This is a genomic window from Bacillus salacetis (assembly GCF_049177075.1).
Classification (GTDB): Bacteria; Bacillota; Bacilli; order Bacillales; family Bacillaceae_B; genus Rossellomorea; species Rossellomorea salacetis_A.
The window spans coordinates 2,167,781-2,187,888 of record NZ_CP185377.1 but is presented as its reverse complement, the minus strand read 5'-3'; the positions used below and the strand labels follow the sequence as shown (position 1 = coordinate 2,187,888).

The 20,108-nt window shown below is 38.3% G+C and carries 30 protein-coding genes and 1 riboswitch; of the genes, 26 read left to right on the top strand and 4 right to left on the bottom strand.

What is annotated here, in order from left to right; genetic code table 11:
* Positions 1-15: 15 nt before the first annotated feature.
* Together ACOJQI_RS11315 and ACOJQI_RS11310 are read left to right on the top strand one after the other, a co-directional pair.
* Positions 16-555, top strand: a complete 540-nt coding sequence (locus ACOJQI_RS11315) for a DJ-1/PfpI family protein (protein ID WP_421385321.1) — start codon at positions 16-18, stop codon at positions 553-555.
* 151 nt (positions 556-706) lie between these two features.
* A complete protein-coding gene (locus ACOJQI_RS11310) occupies positions 707-1,084 on the top strand; it encodes a hypothetical protein (RefSeq protein WP_421385320.1) in 378 nt (125 codons plus the stop codon).
* A 139-nt stretch (positions 1,085-1,223) separates the two neighbouring features.
* Here the strand turns inward: ACOJQI_RS11310 and ACOJQI_RS11305 are convergent, their stop codons facing one another.
* Positions 1,224-1,397, bottom strand: coding sequence for a hypothetical protein (locus tag ACOJQI_RS11305; RefSeq protein WP_421385319.1), 174 nt, complete (start codon positions 1,395-1,397; stop codon positions 1,224-1,226).
* A 169-nt stretch (positions 1,398-1,566) separates the two neighbouring features.
* On the opposite strand from ACOJQI_RS11305, the gene ACOJQI_RS11300 reads away from it, so the two are divergent.
* From ACOJQI_RS11300 to ACOJQI_RS11215, 18 genes are all read left to right on the top strand, one after another.
* Positions 1,567-1,719, top strand: a complete 153-nt coding sequence (locus tag ACOJQI_RS11300) for a hypothetical protein (protein WP_421385318.1) — start codon at positions 1,567-1,569, stop codon at positions 1,717-1,719.
* A 46-nt stretch (positions 1,720-1,765) separates the two neighbouring features.
* Entirely contained in the window at positions 1,766-2,089 is a 324-nt protein-coding gene (locus tag ACOJQI_RS11295; protein ID WP_421385317.1) for a hypothetical protein, read from the top strand.
* A 165-nt stretch (positions 2,090-2,254) separates the two neighbouring features.
* Entirely contained in the window at positions 2,255-2,578 is a 324-nt protein-coding gene (locus ACOJQI_RS11290; protein WP_421385316.1) for a hypothetical protein, read from the top strand.
* A 43-nt stretch (positions 2,579-2,621) separates the two neighbouring features.
* Entirely contained in the window at positions 2,622-3,173 is a 552-nt protein-coding gene (locus tag ACOJQI_RS11285) for a hypothetical protein (protein WP_421385315.1), read from the top strand.
* 129 nt (positions 3,174-3,302) lie between these two features.
* Positions 3,303-3,737, top strand: coding sequence for a hypothetical protein (locus ACOJQI_RS11280; RefSeq protein WP_421385314.1), 435 nt, complete (start codon positions 3,303-3,305; stop codon positions 3,735-3,737).
* A gap of 200 nt (positions 3,738-3,937) precedes the next feature.
* Positions 3,938-4,606 (top strand): CPBP family intramembrane glutamic endopeptidase, encoded by a 669-nt coding sequence (locus ACOJQI_RS11275; protein WP_421385313.1) that lies wholly within the window; start codon positions 3,938-3,940, stop codon positions 4,604-4,606.
* Positions 4,607-4,725: 119 nt separating this feature from the next.
* Positions 4,726-5,619 carry an aminoglycoside phosphotransferase family protein gene (locus ACOJQI_RS11270; RefSeq protein WP_421385312.1) on the top strand — a complete coding sequence of 298 codons (894 nt, stop codon included), beginning with the start codon at positions 4,726-4,728 and terminating at the stop codon, positions 5,617-5,619.
* 16 nt (positions 5,620-5,635) lie between these two features.
* On the top strand, positions 5,636-5,797 hold the full coding sequence (locus tag ACOJQI_RS11265; protein WP_421385311.1) for a hypothetical protein: 162 nt from the start codon (positions 5,636-5,638) through the stop codon (positions 5,795-5,797).
* Positions 5,798-5,968: 171 nt separating this feature from the next.
* The gene (locus tag ACOJQI_RS11260; RefSeq protein WP_421385310.1) at positions 5,969-6,397 is read left to right on the top strand and encodes a hypothetical protein; all 429 of its coding nucleotides are present in this window, start codon (positions 5,969-5,971) and stop codon (positions 6,395-6,397) included.
* A 220-nt stretch (positions 6,398-6,617) separates the two neighbouring features.
* Entirely contained in the window at positions 6,618-6,998 is a 381-nt protein-coding gene (locus tag ACOJQI_RS11255; RefSeq protein ID WP_421385309.1) for a hypothetical protein, read from the top strand.
* Between the two features lie 67 nt (positions 6,999-7,065).
* A complete protein-coding gene (locus tag ACOJQI_RS11250) occupies positions 7,066-7,644 on the top strand; it encodes a histidine phosphatase family protein (protein WP_421385308.1) in 579 nt (192 codons plus the stop codon).
* A gap of 116 nt (positions 7,645-7,760) precedes the next feature.
* Complete coding sequence (locus tag ACOJQI_RS11245) at positions 7,761-8,477, top strand: DUF2711 family protein (RefSeq protein WP_421385307.1); 717 nt, start codon at positions 7,761-7,763, stop codon at positions 8,475-8,477.
* A gap of 32 nt (positions 8,478-8,509) precedes the next feature.
* Positions 8,510-9,409: a hypothetical protein gene (locus ACOJQI_RS11240; protein WP_421385306.1), complete on the top strand. Its 900-nt coding sequence runs from the start codon at positions 8,510-8,512 to the stop codon at positions 9,407-9,409.
* A 33-nt stretch (positions 9,410-9,442) separates the two neighbouring features.
* Entirely contained in the window at positions 9,443-10,204 is a 762-nt protein-coding gene (locus ACOJQI_RS11235) for an alpha/beta fold hydrolase (RefSeq protein ID WP_421385305.1), read from the top strand.
* Positions 10,205-10,225: 21 nt separating this feature from the next.
* Positions 10,226-10,618: a hypothetical protein gene (locus ACOJQI_RS11230; protein ID WP_421385304.1), complete on the top strand. Its 393-nt coding sequence runs from the start codon at positions 10,226-10,228 to the stop codon at positions 10,616-10,618.
* 99 nt (positions 10,619-10,717) lie between these two features.
* A complete protein-coding gene (locus ACOJQI_RS11225) occupies positions 10,718-11,122 on the top strand; it encodes a hypothetical protein (protein ID WP_421385303.1) in 405 nt (134 codons plus the stop codon).
* 117 nt (positions 11,123-11,239) lie between these two features.
* The gene (locus tag ACOJQI_RS11220; RefSeq protein ID WP_421385302.1) at positions 11,240-11,455 is read left to right on the top strand and encodes a hypothetical protein; all 216 of its coding nucleotides are present in this window, start codon (positions 11,240-11,242) and stop codon (positions 11,453-11,455) included.
* 800 nt (positions 11,456-12,255) lie between these two features.
* Positions 12,256-12,456 carry a hypothetical protein gene (locus ACOJQI_RS11215; protein ID WP_421385301.1) on the top strand — a complete coding sequence of 67 codons (201 nt, stop codon included), beginning with the start codon at positions 12,256-12,258 and terminating at the stop codon, positions 12,454-12,456.
* Between the two features lie 82 nt (positions 12,457-12,538).
* Here ACOJQI_RS11215 and ACOJQI_RS11210 read toward each other — a convergent pair whose 3' ends face one another.
* Positions 12,539-13,723 carry an MFS transporter gene (locus tag ACOJQI_RS11210; RefSeq protein WP_421385300.1) on the bottom strand — a complete coding sequence of 395 codons (1,185 nt, stop codon included), beginning with the start codon at positions 13,721-13,723 and terminating at the stop codon, positions 12,539-12,541.
* A 71-nt stretch (positions 13,724-13,794) separates the two neighbouring features.
* Positions 13,795-13,894: riboswitch (purine riboswitch) on the bottom strand.
* Positions 13,895-14,013: 119 nt separating this feature from the next.
* On the opposite strand from ACOJQI_RS11210, the gene ACOJQI_RS11205 reads away from it, so the two are divergent.
* The 6 genes from ACOJQI_RS11205 (at position 14,014) to ACOJQI_RS11180 (ending at position 18,122) form a co-directional block, all read left to right on the top strand.
* Positions 14,014-14,511, top strand: coding sequence for a GNAT family N-acetyltransferase (locus ACOJQI_RS11205; protein ID WP_421385299.1), 498 nt, complete (start codon positions 14,014-14,016; stop codon positions 14,509-14,511).
* Positions 14,512-14,562: 51 nt separating this feature from the next.
* The gene (locus ACOJQI_RS11200; protein ID WP_421385298.1) at positions 14,563-15,045 is read left to right on the top strand and encodes an NUDIX hydrolase; all 483 of its coding nucleotides are present in this window, start codon (positions 14,563-14,565) and stop codon (positions 15,043-15,045) included.
* A gap of 66 nt (positions 15,046-15,111) precedes the next feature.
* The gene (locus ACOJQI_RS11195; protein WP_421385297.1) at positions 15,112-15,870 is read left to right on the top strand and encodes a serine hydrolase; all 759 of its coding nucleotides are present in this window, start codon (positions 15,112-15,114) and stop codon (positions 15,868-15,870) included.
* A 28-nt stretch (positions 15,871-15,898) separates the two neighbouring features.
* Positions 15,899-16,828, top strand: a complete 930-nt coding sequence (locus ACOJQI_RS11190; protein ID WP_421385296.1) for a zinc-dependent alcohol dehydrogenase — start codon at positions 15,899-15,901, stop codon at positions 16,826-16,828.
* A 30-nt stretch (positions 16,829-16,858) separates the two neighbouring features.
* Positions 16,859-17,212 (top strand): DUF2200 domain-containing protein, encoded by a 354-nt coding sequence (locus tag ACOJQI_RS11185; protein ID WP_421385295.1) that lies wholly within the window; start codon positions 16,859-16,861, stop codon positions 17,210-17,212.
* A gap of 148 nt (positions 17,213-17,360) precedes the next feature.
* A complete protein-coding gene (locus tag ACOJQI_RS11180; RefSeq protein ID WP_421385294.1) occupies positions 17,361-18,122 on the top strand; it encodes a PAS domain S-box protein in 762 nt (253 codons plus the stop codon).
* Between the two features lie 104 nt (positions 18,123-18,226).
* On the opposite strand, the gene ACOJQI_RS11175 is transcribed toward ACOJQI_RS11180, so the two are convergent.
* Both ACOJQI_RS11175 and ACOJQI_RS11170 read right to left on the bottom strand, forming a co-directional pair.
* Positions 18,227-19,273: an ABC transporter permease gene (locus ACOJQI_RS11175; protein ID WP_421385293.1), complete on the bottom strand. Its 1,047-nt coding sequence runs from the start codon at positions 19,271-19,273 to the stop codon at positions 18,227-18,229.
* Complete coding sequence (locus ACOJQI_RS11170) at positions 19,273-20,106, bottom strand: ABC transporter permease subunit (RefSeq protein WP_421385292.1); 834 nt, start codon at positions 20,104-20,106, stop codon at positions 19,273-19,275. Before ACOJQI_RS11170 ends, ACOJQI_RS11175 begins: the two co-directional genes overlap by 1 nt.
* Between the last annotated feature and the right edge of the window lie 2 nt (positions 20,107-20,108).

Here is a 20,108-nt window from a genome sequence, read left to right as displayed (position 1 = left end):
TGGAGGCAACATATTATGAAAAAAACAGCTGTTCTATTATATCCTCTGTATAGCGAATATGAATTAAGTGTGGCACTGTCCATCTTAATGCAGGGAGGAAAACCAATAATCACTGTTGGCGCAACTGGGAAGCCCATTCGTGGAGAGTCAGGTTTAACTTGCTTACCAGATACAACAGTTGAGGAGATAAACTTTAATGAGATAGACAGTCTTTTAATGACGGGTTGCATGGATGTATTTTCGTTAGAAAATGATAAAGCGTTAATAGACTTTATAAGAAAAAGTGAAAGACAAGCTATAACAATTGGAAGTATTTCAAGCTCGCCTTATTTACTTGCAAAAGCTGGAGTTTTAAAAGGAAAGAGATATACAATCGGAATGACAGAAGAGGACAGGGACAAGACAGGTCTATTTGATAAAGAAAATTTTTCTGAGGAACTGGTTGTTCATGATGGAAAGCTGATCACAGCAAGGGGAAGAGGGTTTATAAGATTTGGGATCTGCTTCGGAAGAGCACTAAATCTTGAGTTTGATGAAAATTGGTATAAAGAATAAATAATTTTGTTAATACATATGTGAAAAAGCAGCCTAGAAACTATAGATAACAGTAGTGATAACCTGAACTTCTAAATACATTGGTCTTATCTCTATCTATAAAAGGAGGGAAAATAATATCAATAGAAAATTTCTTGCATCCCTATTTCTAATGATTTTTCTTTTATATGGATGCCAAAACACAAGTGGAAATCAAGAAATTAACGTTGAACAATTCGGTGGAGAAGGTGGAACGAAAGAGATTTATCAAATTAAGAATCCTGAAGATTTAGAGCTGCTCAAAACGATTATCGATAATGAAACATGGAAAAAACAAACCCTTTACACTGGAACTGACTACGTAGGTACAGATTATACATTCACATTAAATGAAAATAATTATGATGTTCTTATAGATGAGAGTGAAAAATCAATTATGGTCTATAGGCATACAATTGATGGAGAGGTTGAAAGGGCGTATATTCCACTCTACGAACAAGCCGAGGCATTTTTTGAGCTTATTACTGGAAGAAGTTTTACTCAAGACTAGTTTCCAGCTAATGAGGGCGTAGGCAGAGTAAACAGCTGCTCGCCAACAGAGCAGCACTATTTTTTGAGGTTTGAAGTTAAAAGGTTCTCTTTCAAATAAATGGCTTGGGTCTGCTATCCCAAGCCATTTTGTATTGTTTTTATTCATGAATCCCTTGCTGCACCTGCTGGATTTTCTGCTGTGCTTTTTCCAGTTCCTGAATGGCGAACCTGCATGATTCCGCCTCGCTGCTGGTTGAATTGACTTGTTTTAAGTGATGATGTGCTTTATGGATAATGTCCTGTGCTTCTTGTAGTTCACTTTTATAGTTCATACCTGTCATCCCTTCGTTATTGGTCAAATATATCATGCTCAACATCCAGCTGAATTACACGTAGTCGATCAACTCGATACAGTAAATTGCATTTATGGTAATAATGGCGAAACATATACCGGCTGGTTTCCGTCTAATTATTGAGAAGCAATAAGGGGGAAACGAAAAAATGAAAGGCATAATCCCATCAATCATCTTCGGGACTTTTATTCTGCTCATCATATTAATGGTGAGTTTGGCTATATTTCATAGGGATGGATTACAGGAATTTATTAAAGATGGACTGACTGATCATGAACCAATCTCAGCAAATGAAAACTGATCAGATCATTCCTTAAGGTGTTAATCGGGAAGAAAGGAAGTGTAATTTGAATAAGAAAAAACAACTTGTAATCGTTGGCCTGGTGGCACTAATGGTGCTAATACTATTTCCGCCATGGTTAGCTCCGTTGGTGCACGATAATGATTCACCAAGGTCCGCCCTGAGGGAAGGCATTTACAAAGACGGGCATCCATATCAAAGTTTTTTCGCACTGATACTTAAGGATCATTACAAAGATAAAGATTACGGGCAGAGGTACAATGTCTATTGGTATAACCATGACAGTCCTACTGGAGACACAGCAACGATGTGTTATACCAAAGAGACTGAAAGTGGAAAGTATGTCTTCTCATGCGGAACTGGTCCATAAGGGGAGTGACACATTGAAAAAAATAGTTTTATAATAACAGGCTTTTTCATTCTGATCGTCCTATTAGCAAATATCCACAATATAGCAGCATATGCTAAGTGGTATTCTTTCGACAAAAACAAAGAAGTTACAACCGAAACAAGAGTCATAACGTTTGAGGAAATATTGGATACTTTGCATCAGCAGAGAGGATTGGCACAGGAATTACGCTACTCAAGAAAATATTCATTAATAGGTGACGAAGTACAAAAAGGTCTTGATGATGCTGATGACTACGAAATGTTTCTAAATCGCCATCCTCAAATCAGTTCACTTAAGGTTAAACTGCCCATAACTACATATAAGGATGAAGATAAGTCCATTGAATTTATATCCGGCAAAGGCAAAGTTTTAGAAATACTTGAGAATGGTCAGTGGAAAGAATTTAATGGAACTTGGGATGATCTGTGGAATGACTTAATCAAGAAGAAAAATCAAAAAATTGATTAAATCATGCCATCTTTGGCCAATTTCCTGAGAAAAGGGGATTATAGTGAGATTAAAATTGCTTTTTTTCATTTTATTAGTGTTAGTGACTGCTTGTTCAAAAGAACAGACCTTTGAAGAATTTTTTCAAGAAAAAATGAAAGAAAATGAAAAGGAATATAGCGAGGATGTTGACTATTCCTATTCACTTGTTCATCAAGATCAAAACATAGTTACAGAAGATGATGCCATTGCCATTTTCACTGAAAACAATCTTCAGGGAAAACAAATATTTATTGCATATATCAAAAAGGAAAATGGACACTGGGCCTGGCAGCGTACAAGAGGAGCAGAATGGGATGCACCTCAAAAGTGGTCTGCTATGGATAAGGTACCTTATATCTATTCAGGTGCCATGAGGGATAACAGTATTACTGAAGTTTATGCTGGGAGAGAAAAAGCGACGATTGTAGATGTGGAGGGAGATAAGCGGTTTTGGTATGTTGTCAGTCCTGCCAAAGAAGTAAAGGTGAGGTACGTAAGAAAAGACGGAACGGAAGAAATCGTGGATCAGCTCGATGAGGAGATGTTAGAGGAGCAGGCAAGAAAGAAGAAATAAGTTAAGTCGAAAAAGTGGCGCCCTAATATAGAGGAAATGCGCTTTTATAATGGGGTGATTTGGCTGTTTAATAAGAGCCAGTCCAGCTCGAACAATGTATTTCCGTCTTTTAAGATAGGAGGTAAATATTTGTTTAAAAAGCTATCATTGTTTCTATTATTAATAACCTTACTGGGAGCTTGCAGCCAGCAGAATGATAAAGAAAGCCAAATTGAAACAACCAATCTCAATTTAGAAGTTGTAGAAAATGTACTCAAGGGTCAAGGATTCGAATTAGGTGAAGCACCAGAGCTGCCAAGTGAGAATGTGTTTATCCAAAAATTAAATGGTGTTGCACCTGATCTTTATAGTGTGGAAGGGAACTTGTTATCTGTGTATGAGTTTCCCTCAGCTAGTGCCCGAGGAAAAGGCATTGAAAAGTTTGAAGAGAAAACAGCTACTGCTGACTTAGTGGAACATCAGGTATACGGAGTAAATAACATATTGGTTTTTTATGTGAGCGCAGATGAAAAGGTCCAGAGTGAACTGCATGAAGCTTTACAGAAACTAGATACACCTGATTGAAGAGATCAATAACCAGAGGTCACCCAACTGACCTCTGGTTATTGATTTTTGTTATTGGCATATTTTTACTGGAAATTTGAAACTTTTTAATACATTGTCCGTATTAAAAACTATACCCAAAGCTTAACGACGTTCGCAGTAAAATCATCTCATTGGAAAAAGGATATGTTCAGGTACTTCTACAAAAAAGGAGGATTTTTATGTTAAACAGCCTACAAGCTGAAGGAACAAAGACAGTGGCGGAAGGGGATTCCAGAATAAATTTCAAAGTTCTATTTCTCTATCTTGCCATTTTAGCTGTGCCTGGTTATTTTATCAGTCAACTTCCCATTCCCTATGGTGGATTGAAAGGACTAATTTGGTTTTCCTATTTTACAATAGTTACATTCAACTTCCGGAACATAAGGGCACTCATCATTCCGATGGTAAATTTCAATGTATTGAAAAAGCCTAAAAGCTATCTGTTTATTCTTCTCACATTTGCTATTCCTTATCTTCTTTTACATATTTGCATTCATTATGAAGTGCTGCTGGACAGATATTTTATTTTCTATTTCAAGAATCATATGATCGAAGCTAGTAGTTGGGGAAGTACCATCAATGCTGCAATTCTTACCCCAATATCCGAAGAGATTTTATTTAGAGGAATTTTGTTGGCGGTTTTGTTGAAACTCGTAAAGCCGTTTTGGGCGATCAGCATAATATCTATCCTGTTTGGTTTGATGCACCCTTCCGAAACCTGGATATTTACGATTCTCGCTGGAGTTCTCTTGACAATAACTACTTACAAAACAAAATCGTTAATTCCTGCTATGATTGCACATTCACTTTGGAATTTATATATGACACAGCTTATTCTTTATTTTTAGGAAACACATATGTAAATAGAGGAGGAAACTGGTGAATCGGAGGAACATATTTATATTGAGTTTGCTGCCCGACTTTGAAATAATTGGTATTAAAGGAAAGTTTCTTAGGGGTTGGATAAATGAAAGCAGATCATCTAATAGAAATTGTTAATAAAACGCATCCAGATATCACCATAAGCGATGTAAAATTTAAAACAAATGGGTGGGATAATGACATAATCATCCTAAATAATGAAGTTGTCTTTAGGTTTCCCAAGTCGGAAGGAGTAGCATCAAAAGTAAAAGATGAAATGAATTTGACTCGTCAACTGGCACTGAAGAATCCGTTGCTGCAAATCCCCCGTTATGAACCTGTTTTTCTTCATGGAGAGTTTAAAGGCGTTAAGTATGAATATTTAAATGGTGAAACTGTTAGTGACTCAGATCACAATTATCTATTGAATCAACAGAATGCAAATTTATTAGGTGACTTCCTCACAAAGCTGCATAGCATAGACTTATCAATGCTAAGAGGAACAAATATCGTTACTGTCCATACCCAAGAATATTGGGAGGATTTATATCATTCTGTTGTAAAATACATTTTTCCAAATTTAAAAATTCCACAAAGAGTCGATATTCAAAACCTGTTTGAAAATTTTTTAAATAGTTCTACGTTTTCAACCTATAACAAGGTATTGATTCATGGAGATTTGACGACTTCAAATATGTTATTTCAAAAAGAAAAACAACTTGTCAGTGGAATCATCGATTTTACAGATGCCCAGGTTGGAGATCCGGCATTTGACTTTGCAGGTTTTTACTGGTCTTTTGGGCCAGACTTTACAAGAGAAGTAGTATCTCATTACCAGACAGAAGACTCGGAATCTATTTTTAAAAGAGTTCAATGTTTCTATGGATTGCAGCCGATTTTTCATAATCTGCTCTATGCTGTGAGAGAAAATCAATTGGTGAACTGGGATACTGCTCTAGATAGGTTCGCTTACCTTTATGCTTTAAAAGATAAAAAATAGAAAGAGGGGGAGGAACTTGAATAAACCGCTTTTGTACTGGAGGATCATTGTCTTAGTTTCTTTAGTCGTTCTTTTCTTGGCAAAGGTCATAAGTACATTCATCTTCCTGTCCGTTCTATCAGGAATTATTATCTTTACGGGAATTCCGTGGTTATTTGCTAAGGTTTTTAAAATATAGAGAGTTAGTTTGGAATCGCAGGACAGTATCTATGATTTTATGATGTATCGAGAACTGTCGTTGGTAGATTGAACTGTTCCGGATATAGGGGTGATTATTATAAAAAGAAGATTAATTCTCATAACACTAATAAGTCTCCTGGCCATTCCGTTATTTTGGATGAGCAATGCCATGAACCCTGAGCCCGGCCAAACGTCAGGGAATGGGAACCCAGCCATTTTGTTTCTATTTATTCTCGTTATTATGTTTTTCAGTTTTGTGTATTTGTTAACCAAAGTCCTTTTTGCACTGAATGTGAAACTCCTTGTGTTAAGAGTTGGAATGGCTCTAGCTTTATTACACTTAGTGATCTCATTCTTATATCAAAGGAGTGCCTTTGCTAAATATAAAAAGACCCTGGCAGAAAGGTACAAAGAAGATTTTGGGTTCGTAGACTGGCAGTATATCGATAGCATCACTTCTTTCATGTCCATTCACGTTAACAAGCAATTCTTCAATGTTAATACCTATATGATGTTTTTGACTGCTTCCTTATTTTTTTCTCTTTTGTTAGTGGGTTTCTTTAATAAAAAATGGCAGGTTGCAGAGAGGGAAGAATAAAAGTCAGGGGATGACTGCCGGGGTATCCTCTCTAATCCAACTTTTCAAGAAAATCATATGTCCGAACCAAAGCAGGTTTTACCCCTTTAAAGCACGAAAAGGGACAGTCCCTCTTCACGCTTTAAAGGGGTAAAGTGTTTTAAAACAATTCGAAACTTAGACATTGGGGTTTTCGTCTAATTACTAAAGTATAGATAAGTAATTAGGCGGAGGGGTATTGATGAAAGGTAAAGATTTAATTGATGCAATTGATTTTAAAAAGCTTACAGTGGTAGAACTGCATTTAAAATTTGAAGAACTTAAAAACAAATATCCAGAAAAGAAGAAGATTGTTTTTGTTACACAGTCTGCGATGATTGAAGCAGAATTAAAAATGGTAATGGATGAACGTCCGGGTGAGGAACCTATTTTAGAAAATTCGTTAACTCAGTACGAAGTCAATCCAGCCATTGATATTAAAGACAAGGAAATCCTAAATTCGACTGCTTGTATTTATTTGCATAATGTAAAGTTGACTCCTTTTTCCCTGCCTGGGTCACCAATACATCTTGATGAATTCATTTTATTTTCGGACCATTTATTAGGGATAACCACTTCATAAACATGTTACATAGATCGAAACAGAAACTATAAATCAACGTAAATTCGGAGAGGGAAGAAATTCAATCATGAATACGGTTGTTTATATGGTGAGGCACGGGGAGTCACCAAAGGAAGGAAATGAAAGAACAAGAGGCCTGACTTCTAAAGGGCATTTAGATGTTCAACGAGTAACGGAGATTTTAAAAAGTGAGAAAGTTGATGCAGTAGTTTCAAGCCCATATACACGGTCAATATTGACTGTTGAAAGGCTAGCACAGCAGATAGGTCAAGAGGTGCAAATATTCGAAGGTTTAAAAGAGAGAGTATTTACTTCGGTAAACCATCGGATTTCTGATAAGGAATTGCTTCCACTGTTAGAGGATTCCTTTAGGGATCCCTACTTCTCTTTAATTGGTGGGGAATCGAATGCTGAATGCCAGAAAAGGGCTGTAAATGTACTGGCTAACCTATTGGATACTTTTAAAAATAAAAAAGTAGTTATTGGTACACACGGCGTTGTTATGACTTTGATGATGAGCTATTTCGATAACATATATCACTTGCATTTTTTACATAGTACTTCAAAACCTGATATTTATAAAATGGAATTTAAAGAAGCGAAATTAGTAGATGTTCAAAGGCTTTGGGAAGAAATTCAGGAATAGCATTATTAAATGAATTCATATAAGCAAGGGATTAGCTTATTCAGTAAAACTTCATAGATTCCCTTAAAGTTCGAACTTTTTTAATACCAATTTCAAAACAGGGGAGCGGCTGACTATTGGTTAAAGAATTTTTCTATCCACTTGGAGACGACATGGAAAGAGAATCCTTGATGGGTAATTTACCAGAAGGATATACGTTTGCAGCGAAGATTTTTTTCCCTTTTATCAAAATGCCAGACGACTGGGAATCTGACAAAAGTGACAGTCCTCACCAATACTTCCCCATCAAAGAACATATCCTTAAATACGGCACACCAATTTCTTGGGAATCATTAAAAAATAAATGCGGTTTTAAAAGTTTGGGAGAAACGTCAAAAGCTGTTATTGCTTCTGTATTTGGCGGCTATGTCAGGGAGACTTATCGAAGGCAGGACCTGGCGAAGCGGTTAGAAAGAGTTCTGGAGAATCAGACCTATTATCCGATGGAAGATCAAATTTCAATTTTTTTAATTGATGACATCGTGACCATTCTTTCCTCGAACGGGGCTGAATATCTTCACTTCTTGACCATTCATGGTGACAAAGAAATCTACCCATTGGATGAGATTTCAACAGACATCAAAGTAAGACTGTGTTCACATGACGGACCAACAGCCATCACAGATGAGAATGGTGATTTTGTATTTACCTGTTACTTTGATGAAGTTTCTGCAATCTTCTTTGCAAAACAAGATGCTGCCGATCTTCTGTCTCAAACTCAGTTGGAAGGGATTATCTTTGATGATTCCACTCCGATTATTTGGGAGGATCATTCATACCGGCCTATCAGGTAAAAGATTTGCTGCATTAGGAAAGGAGGGGAAACATGAGCGACAATTTACAGTCGGTTATATACATTCTTACCATCATCGTGTTGCTGTTACTTTTTCGAAAAGCGAAAGAGGGAGAGCCATACTTATTAATAAAACTATTCGGATACACCTTTCTAGGTGCCTTTATGCTGGAATTGGGCGAGTTAAAACTGCCTTTGGGTTTTGTCATTTTTCTATTGTTCTTTCAAAAGTCCCAGGTGAATGTTGAAGTTAAGCATACTGCAGCCAGCATTGGATTGGTCCTCTTCCTGCTTGGTGTTTTCGTTCCACATGTAGAACGTATGATCTTTGAACGGACTCATCATATTGATTTGCTGGAGAACAATTTTTATGATGGAAGTTTGGTGGAAGAATATGAGCATCTGAAAGCTGAATTTGACATGAACCGGGCTTATACTGAATTACGCGGTTTTGATATGACGATTGATCAGGATGGAAACTATGAAAACCTTAGTTTTGGGCTTACAGAGGATACACATGAAGGAACGATCAACTATACCATCGACCTTGCTGACGACCGAAAGACGCTCGAGGTATCAAGGTATAAGTTAAATGAACAAGAGGACTACATGGATGATTATATGTTTACAGATACAGAACTGGTCTTTGCCAATTTAGACCTCATCACCGATTCCATGCTTGACTTTGAAGGCGACCGGTTTTATCAACTTACAACAGATGGTCAGCGCGTCAACTATGGTGTTAATGAAAACAAGACCTTTCAAATCAATACAGCTGGGAAATTCAAAGTTGAAGACAGCCAGCTTCCAGTCAATGCAATAGTTGTTGATGCCTGTGGAAGTAGAGAGTTAGATGAACATCGTTATCCGTTTAAGTGCCGGCATGATGAGCAGTTCTTGCTCGATATGTTGAAGGCTGAGAAAGTGGAATGATGAAGAAGGTTCAAAATATAAGGGGGCTTAATTGTGATTTTGCATGCGGAAATGTTTGGAGAGGGAGAACGTATAGTTTTTTTACATAGCGGATTACAAACCGGTTTAACAGATTTTGAATATCAAAGAGACTATTTTCAAAAAGGTTTTCAAGTCATTGTCCCGGATTTAAGAGGTCATGGGAAATCAAAAAACAATGATTTTTCAAATTACTTTAATGATTGTGCTGCTGATTTAGCTGAGACACTGGATTACCACCAACTGGATAGTATCCATTTAATAGGCTGTTCATTAGGGGCATTGGTGGCTCTTCATTTTGCGAAAAAGTTTCCTGAAAAAATTGCTAGTTTGACACTGTCAGGAATATTTGCGGAAAAGCCAAGCAACTGGAGTGAGATGAATCATGCTCAAGCCAAACAACAAAAGGAGTTTTTAAGGAATGAACAGGCAGTAGAGTACTATGATCAGTTGCATGAATCTGATTGGAAACAGTTCATTTATATGGGCGAAGACGAGAAGTGGTATCCATTTGATGAAACAAGTGATTTAAGCCATTTATCATCACCGACACTGATATTGGTTGGCGAAGGAAATGAATTAGAAACAGCCGGCACACTAATTTATCCTAAAATGAACGATAAGGTGCATGTTTCCATCATTCCTTTTGCTTCACACTTAGTCCATTTAGAGCAGCCTGAATTATACACTCAGGTCCTTGAGGTTTTTATCAAGAGAGTCATCTGCGAAAAGAAAGAGAAAGAAACAGATTCCGGCAATATTATTTCAAAACAGTAATTACCAGGGAGGAGATTAGTTTTGCACGAATTTACGGGACACGAATTAAGTAATTTAATAGATATGAAGAAATTGGACATCGTCGTCATTCAAGCGGAACTAGATGAATTACAAAAAGAGAGCAAGAATAAAAGAAAGATTAAAATTGCTACTTCGAACGCTTTTATTATCGCTGATAGAATCAACACCGAGGAACCTGACATAAATAATATTCCTCTATTGAACAAAGCTATATTAAAATCCGAAGACACTACTTTGAAAATGATGCAGGAAGGAAATGTAGTCAATCAACACGCAATGATTGTGTTGAATAAAGTTAAAATCATTCCTTTTTCAAATCCTGAAGTTCAGATGGAAAGTGAAAGTTTTTCCATTTATACCGATCATATTATGGGGATATCTTTATCTGATTAATAAATAGAAATGAGGCTTTAATAATCGGGGGAGATAAATATCAAGCATATTAAACTATTATTGGCTTTATTGATCCTTTTAACAGGCTGCAGCCATTCAATGATAAATTATTCGTCTATAGACGGTAAATTGAAAAAAAGTGAATTTAGTTTTAAGGTTCCATCAGATCTCCCTTTTTCGGTAAGTGGTGTTGAGATGAATAGCTTTAACTACGGAAAGGATCACAAGGGCTATTCACTCTCTTTTACTGGGGATGCTGGAGAAATGGCCGAGCTAACCGTTGGAAATGTAGAGAATTCGATATATAAAATTAGCGATCATAACTTCCCAATCGAAGAAGAGTTGATTAAAGTAAGTGGGAATGAAGGCATTTATGAGGAAGATGGAGTCATTCGCTGGAGTGAAGATGAAGTGAATTATGATCTTCAAATATATCCTCATGAAAATATTACTCTTTCTAAAGAAAAGCTAATAAAAATTGCAGAAGGATTTACATCCAACTAATATGGGATTCTACTTGTTTCTCAATGAAGTGTTTTTAACAGAATACAATCTTGGCGGAGGCTATCTGTAAGTCTGCTGTTGTAAAGATTCGAATACATAAGTAGGGAGAGGTAAGATTTGTTTGTTGGTCGAGCTTTATATTTATTAGGATTAGCTTTTGTTTTTTTCAGCATCATCGCTATTATCATGATGCTTTTCACTGGCGGGGAATATATAATTCCAATATTCTCTTTGCTTAATGGACTTATTGCAATGGGTGTCGGTGATATTGTTATAGACGTAAATCACAGACAGAGAATTGAAAAGGCACAAAAAGATAATGTGGCGCCATAACAAGTGGATTCTGCAGGGATGTTGGCCTGGAAATAGAGTTACCGGACCAATAAGATTGGGATTTTGCCAGAATGTTGGCCTGTAAAAGGAGTTACCGGGCCAGTGAGATAGGGATTCTGCCGGGATGTTGACCTGCAAAAGGAGTTACCGGGCCAATGAGATAGGGATTTTGGCAGGATGTTGGCCCGTAAAAGGAGTTACCGGGCCAATGAGATTGGGATTTTGCCAGAATGTTGGCCTGTAAAAGGAGTTACCGGGCCAGTGAGATAGGGATTCTGCCGGGATGTTGGCCTGCAAAAGGAGTTACCGGGCCAGTGAGATAGGGATTTTGTTAGGATGTTGGCCTAGAAATAGAGTTACCGGGCTAATGAGATTGGGATTCTGCTGGGATGTTGGTCCGCAAAAGGAGTTACCGGACCAATGAGATAGGGATTTTGGCAGGATGTTGGCCCGTAAAATGAGTTATCGGGCCAATGAGGTTAGGATTCTGCCGGGATGTTGGCCTAGAAATAGAGTTACCGGGCTAATGAGATTGGGATTCTGCTGGGATGTTGGTCCGCAAAAGGAGTTACCGGACCAATGAGATAGGGATTTTGGCAGGATGTTGGCCCGTAAAATGAGTTATCGGGCCAATGAGGTTAGGATTCTGCCGGGATGTTGGCCTGCAAAAGGAGTTACCGGGCCAATGAGATTGGGATTTTGGCAGGATGTTGGCCCGTAAAAGGAGTTATCGGGCCAATGAGGTTAGGATTCTGCCGGGATGTTGGCCCGCAATAGGAGTTATAAAGGATTTGGTAGTAATGGAGAAACTGTATAAAGTAATATTGATTCTTGTCCTGCTGATGAATGTAATCATGGGGATAGTCGTATTTCAATTGAGTGCTAAATTGACTATCTATGAACACATCATTTCCCATGTAGCGGCACAGGTTGAAGATGTGGATGATGCAATGGAGGAGGATGTGGTTCCTCGATTGGAAAAGATTTTAAAAGAAGAATAGATTTTAAAAAAATGAAGGAGGGATAGATTCAATCGAGTATTGAATCTTTCCCTCCGTTTCTTCTGCAAGATCGATGACAGATTTAGTTCTTTTGAGTAGGCACTGCCACTGTGCCATCTCTTACAATACTTGTCCTTGTTAGAGAAAAGACTGCACATAGTAACGAGATGATCACAATACCGGCTCCGAACCATGCTGTATGGGAAACCGTTCCGGATTGAGTAAGCACAACGCCGCCAAAAGCTGACCCAAGTGAAATCCCCACTTGTATGGCTGAATTGTTGAAGCTTTGCTGAATATCTGAAGTAGAAGGGTCTGTATGGATCAGATAGCTTTGCTGCGGCGGCGCCAGACTCCAACTAAGAGCTGCCCATATCATCATGACCGGTATGAATACAATCATTGAAAAAGTCGATAATGGCAACAAGAATAGAACAAATGCAAATGCGCTGATGACAAGGATGATGCTTTTTTGAGCACCGATTGAATCAGATAGGATTCCTCCAAATGCTCCTCCTCCTACAGCTGCAATCCCAAATAATAAGTAGCAGATACTAATCCAACTGGAATTAAGATTCATTTCCGCTTCTAAGAACGGAGTGAAATACGCATAAAGAGTATAGTGTCCTGCCAGCATGAATACAGTCGCAAGATGTGCACTGCCTATTTTGGCACTGGCAACGGCCTTTAGCTGCTGTGAAAGAGGGATTGAGTTTTCCCCTGGTACCCGCTCCAAGAAGATGGAAATAAGTACAATTGATCCAATTGACAAGACTGCGATTCCAAGGAAGATCACTCTCCAGCCGAATGTATCGGTAATAAGGATCCCAAGCGGAACGCCCATTACAAGTGACGAACTGATCCCCATATAAATCATTCCCAAAGCTTTCGCCCGATGTGCAGGAGCAACTACCTTAGCGGCAATGGTCAAAGACAGGACAACGATGAGTGCTGTACTCATTGCAGTCAAGACCCTTGCGATCATCATAAAGGAAAAACTTGTGCTGAAATAAGTCATGATATTACCGATAAAAAACACAAATAAAGATATCAGGTACAATTTTTTTCTTTCAAACTTGCTTGTCAACACTAGTAAAACCGGTCCGGCAACTGCATAAATCAATGCGAAAACGGTGATCAGTTGACCCGCACTGCTCAATGTAATATTAAAATCTTCTGCGATAGTAGGAAGGATCCCACCTACGATTAACTCGACCAATCCTACTGCAACAGTGGATAAGGCAAGTATTAAAACTTTTAGATTCATAATTGATTCATCGTCCTTTCACAATATACTCTAGTTTTCAGAAAATAAAAAAACTCCTGATTACAGAAAAAGAATAGACATTCATTTTCTGTAATCAGGAGTTTAAGGTTCCTGGTAGAAACCCTCAAGCCATATTCTTGAGGTTATACAGGTAAACTATTAAATTAGTTAGACACCTTGAAGAGTTTAACAGGTCTTTTGGGATATATCAAGATTTTTCTTGTGAAAGGCCGCTTGGTTTGAAATAATTGGTTATAAAGAAAAAAACTGGGCAGACAGGAGGCCATGTAGTGATCATTAGAGAAATTGAGATTCAGGATGCTGAGCGTTTTATCAATCTAGTAAAAGAAGTAGAAAATCATTCGGAATTTATGCTCATGGGACCGGGGGAAAGAAAGACAACACCTGAACAACAAAAGAGGCAATTGGAAAGAATTAAACAACAACCTAACTCAACCATTTTTGTTGTTGAAGAAAACGAACGATTGATCGGCTATTTGATGGCGATAGGCGGAACCGTTAAGCGGACCAGGCATTCTGCTTATCTTGTCATTGGAATCATGCAGGAACAGCGAGGGAAAGGGGTAGGCACGAAACTCTTCGAGAATGTGACTGATTGGGCAATCAGAAATAATATATCTAGACTTGAACTGACAGCCGTAACAGAAAATGAGGCTGGTGTCGCTTTATACAAGAAAAGCGGTTTTGAAATAGAAGGCACCAAAAGAAATTCACTGAGGATAAATGGGAAATTGTTTAATGAGTTTTATATGGCAAAGCTTTTCTGAAAGTAAGAGTACTGGAATTTCTGTGGGCAAAAGTAGAATGGAGGAAAAGGTTTGGATATTGTTTTTAAGACTGAAAAAGCTGTATTTAACTATCGGGTTGCAGGGTTATGGATTGAAAATGGACATGTCCTTCTGCATAGGTCTGTGAATGAAGAAAATTGGTCAGTACCCGGCGGCAGAGCAGCTATTAATGAGGACTCCAAGTCGAGTATTAAAAGGGAATTTCTCGAAGAACTGAATGTGGAAATGAAAGTAGATAGGCTTGTTTGGATGGCTGAGAACTTTTTTAATTATCGGGGGCAGGACTTCCATGAGATAGGCTTTTATTACATTGTTCAACCCATAGATAGGGCTATCGGCTATAGAAAAGAGCCATTCTATGGTGTCGAAGGAGAAAGATTGATATATCAGTGGATTCCCATTCCTGAACTTGAAAACATTAATTTATATCCCGAATTTCTAAGGACGGCATTAAAGAGCTTGCCACATCATACAGAACACTTGGTGGTGAGCCAAAATCAATTAGCAAATTAAAGAGGGTACCTCAAAGGGTAAGAGAGGTGCCTGCTTTGATATGTTGAAGAAAGGAGGTTGCCTTTAATGTATAAAGTTCTTAACAAGTTAAAAGAAATTAATGAAGGTAAAGCCGGGTTATTGGTCTACTCAACACAAGAGTCAATTATTTTGGAATCAATGAATAAAGATTTGACTGTTCCTCTTGCCTCAGCTGCCAAAGTAGCAATAGGATATTGTATTACAAACTGGGTAGAAATAGGGAAGTTCAACTGGAACAGCTTTATTGAAAATATTTCATTTAATCCATCTGAGGACAGTTATCAATTGTACCCGCATCTTCAAGGAAGAAATTCATTATCCCTAAGGGAAGCTGTAGAAGTAATGATCGCCTGTCATGACAGTTATATCGCAAGCAGTGTAGTGAGACATTGTGGGGGATGGGAACTGTTAAATCAATCGATTCAGGAAAAATTTCCAACAATAAAGGTTACTGAAAATCCAAGAGATGGTGAAAACCTAGGACAGCTGGATGATCTGCTTCAGTTAATGCTGTATATATTCGAACATTATAAAAAGAATCCTAATAATTGGTCGCCGGTTATAAATGGACTCGTTCGGCAAAAAGGGGAAGTGGAAGGCATTCCAGCTTATCATCTCAACCATATGACTGGTGGCTTGGATAATGTAGTCGTGGACATAGGAATTTTGGGAGAGTTTAAACTCAACCCCTTTATCTTTGCAATTGGTGCGATTGATTTACCTGATCGAGCAAATAATAATTTGGCGGATCTACGAATTATTGAAGCTATGAAATTACTGTATGAGAACCAGAAGCACTATTAATTTTATCAACTTATAAGGACTGAAATTAATGATACAACAATCACTAGTGCTAACAGGAAAACAAAAACTAGCATGGCTAGAAAATGAAGTAAGAGATTTAAAAGATGATGAGCTCTTGATTTGTACGATTGCGGGGGCAATTAGCATTGGGGCTGAATTGCCGCAATACAATGAAACCGACGTGACCGATTGCAATCCAGTTTACCCACGAGAGACGGGTTATGAAAGTTATGGACAGATCATTAGGATGGGGAAAGAGGTTACAGGTTTTGCAGAAGGAGATCGTGTGCTTGCTTTCTATGGCCATAAGAATCTGGGAGTCGTAAAGGCAAATAAAACAGTGAAGGTACCGGATGATGTGGAGTATAGGTACGCTCTGCTGAACACGCTATCTTGTGATGCTGCGAAAGGAGTATTGAAGCTCCAGCCTCAAAGAGATGACAAAGTACTTGTAACTGGTGCAGGTACGATCGGATTATTGACAGTTCACTTTTTAAAAAATTATATGAATGTTAAACATATCGATGTATTGGAACCGAATGATAAAAGAAGAGAATTGGCGCATGAATTAGGTGCTTCCCATACATACTCTAAAAAAGAACAAATTTCATCCACCTATTATGACTACGGTTTGGAATGCTCTGCAAGCAAAGATGCATTCCATTCTGTATTGAATTCTATGAAACATCATGGAGAAGTTTGCATTCTATCTGATGGAAATAAGGACCTTTTTTACTTAACTGAAGATTTTTATGAGAAAGAATTAAAGATTGTTGCATCAAGTGACGGCTGGGACTATCAAAAACATTCTCAATGGTTTTTTAAAGAGACGGTGAAAGTTCCGCAGCTTTCAAAGATCTTCGAAGCTGAAATCACTTCAGACCAGTTAATTCATTGCTTTGAAGAACTTAGTGAAAGCCACAACAAACCATTAAAGGTTTTGGTGAGATATCTCTAATCGGAAAAAGGAAAGAAAGGAGTTTGTTTCATGACCAAGCATAAAATTTATACAATGAGTTTCGCCAAAGTTTATCCTCATTATATTACGAAGGCTGAAAAAAAGGGACGCACCAAAGAAGAGGTCGATACAATTATCCGATGGTTAACAGGGTACAGCCAGGAAGAGTTGGAGACGCTGCTGGAAAAACAAACAGACTTTGAAACATTCTTCGCTGAAGCACCCCAAATGAATGTTTCACGAACATTAATCAAAGGGGTGATTTGCGGAGTCAGGGTAGAGGACATAGAAGAACCTACCATGAGAGAAATCCGATACCTGGATAAGATGATCGATGAGTTGGCCAAAGGTAAAGCCATGGACAAGATTTTACGGACTAACTAAAGCGAAAAAGGAAGGAACACTGCTTGTAAATTATAGCCGGTGTTTCTTTCTCTCTAACAGCCAGAAAGTTAAAGGTTCTTATACAGATAAACCAATACCCTTGTATAAAGTGGAAATTTGTTTTACCCTTAACAGAGGGAGGGATTTGATGAGTCGAAGTATAGAAGATATTGATTATCAGGAAGTAATTGAATATTCATTGGATCCGTTAATCGTACATACCCAGCTTAAGATTCTTTATATTAATGAAGCAGCGGAAAAATTCTTTAGAGCTTCCCGGGATGAGGTTATTGGCGCAAGTCCGTTGGACATCTTTAAAGAATCATCCAAGCCTGCCATCACCAAAAGGATTTCTGGTGCTTATAATAAACCCGCCGAAGTAATTGAAGAAACGATTTATAGAATGGACGGATCTACTGTTGAGGTTGAACTCTACTGTCATCCAATCAAAATTGGAGATACAGCCGCCATCCAAACATACGTAAAAGATATCACTCATAGGAAACAGCAAGAAAGACTCCAAAACGAAATGATCACCCAAATAAATCAACTGACTGCCAAAGTTGTACCTCTTCTGGAAGGTGTGGCAGTACTTCCTCTGTCAGGAGATATCGATTCAGACAGAGCAAGGCAATTTGTAGAATTAGTACCCATCAATGTTCAGCAACAAGGAGTATCTTCTTTGATTGTTGACTGTTCTGGAGTCTACAAAATTGATGACCTGGTTATTGACTCTCTGCTTCAATTGAACAATGTACTAAAATTGATTGGCGTGAATTGCATTTTAACGGGAATAAGGCCGCGTCTAGCTGTAGATGCAGTCAAACTCGGCATACATTTTCATAATATCAAGACGTTTTCTAATGTGAAGGATGCCTTGAGTGATATTGGCTTTCATCATACCAACTAAATCTTTGTGTTTTTCGATAAAAGGGTTGTTCATCCTAGTGGGATGAACAACCCTTTTTAACACTTCCTATCTAGAAAGGTGAGTATATTACTAGAAAACTATTTTTAAAAATAAGCACTTGAGTTAGCATCATTTCGCACTCTAACAAAGTCTTCTTCCGTTACAGAATAAGCGGGACCAGATACTGATTTGGTAGTGCGCTTCTTCCAAAACCAGCGCCTTCCGCTGTAAGCTTTTGCAGGAGTCAATCCCTTTTCAATTCCAGCAGCCATACTGTTGATGGCCAGTATCGAAATGGTAAAGCAGGCCAACGGACCGACGGCGAGCCACCAATGGTAATTGATCTGTTTAATATACATCCCAAGCAATCCTGACCATTCATTGGCGATCGGCATAGGTGGATCGCAAAAAACATCGTAGCAAACAGAAGTACCGCCGAAGTAGATCTGAAAAATCCCCAGGTGGGCAATGATAAGAAGAACTTGCACAACCAGCCTTGGGAAAATAATGAACAGTCTAGGACGCAGGTGGGGAATCACATGTTTCCTGAAAATATGGAAGGGAGTTGCTCCTAACGTGATGGCAGTCTCTATGAACTCTTCCTTCAATATATCCCGGACCTCCTCCGCAATCAATAATGCAGTAGTAGGCGCCAGGATGAGGGCCATCATAACAATTTGATAGACGACTCTTTCTGTTAGGGAATACGCAAATCCCTGCGGCGACTCCCAGAGTATAGGGTGCAAAATATTATAAGCAATAATGGATTGAGGGACAAAGTAAAAAGAGGAAGATAGCCCCTTTATAACATTTTTCGAGCCCTCTTTCTTCCAAAATGCAAGAAGAACACCAAACAAAAATGATAGGGAGAAACCGAGAAGTGATGTCAGAAAAGCAGCTCCAAAGGTATATTTGGCCCCCTGTACAAGTTTCTCTAGCATGTGATAGCCAAATTCATCTGTCCCTAAGGGATAATCTTTAGTAGGTTCAAGCGGTGGTCCTGCAATCATGTTTCCTTCACTATCCCTAAGCCACTCTGTTTGGGGTATGGCGGAATCAAAATGGGTGGCATGTATGATGCTCGCCAAAGTCATGAGGAATATGGTCATAAACCCCAGAATGAATAACGGCTGTCTAATTACCTTCAGCATTATAATTCCACCTCGTTACCTGTCATGGAATTGGCAGCCCTTTGAACCAATTTCATGAAAATATAAATAGGGATGAACAGCAAAACGGATGTCACAGCAAAAAGAGTGGGCGTATTATAAGAGAACAAGAAGGTGGTGACACCCAGCATATTGAATAAGTATTCGAGAATCAGAAGATTGGACAGCATGAGCCACATCACATTCTTCCCATGATAAGCTAAACTGATGATGGTATTTCGAAAGACATGAACAAATAAAATCCGAAAATAGGAAACTCCTTTACTCTTTGCCAATTCTACATATTGTTTTTCAAATTCTTCCTTCATCAGAACGGTCAATGTCTTGATGAAGTACATTGTTGGAAGGATGGAAAGACAAAGGATAGGGAGAAGATAGGCCCTGTCTTCGCCTAAAGCAACAAAATCGAACAAAAATACACCTGTTTTCTTGAACAGCCATACAACGAGCAGCTGGCTGCCGACAATAATAAAAATATCAGGAAGCGAATTGAATATGAATGAAATCAGGTCAACCACGAGCTGAAAAGGCCTGCCAAGCAAGAAATAGAAAAACAAAACGATGATGGCTGTCAATAAAGAAAAAAACAGAGCTGCAAAAAATACACCTAATGAATACTCATAGGCATTCCAAAAGAAAGGGAAAAGTTCTCTTTCCACTTCTGAGATCGGATTGACATACACTAAATTAGCCAGGGAAAAGAAGCCGGAAAGAATCTGCCACACTTCATTGATGATTGTAGGCAAAATACTGATGGCCATTATCCCTGTTAGGATTAATATGATTTGTCTAATAGATGATTTTAATTTGATCATAT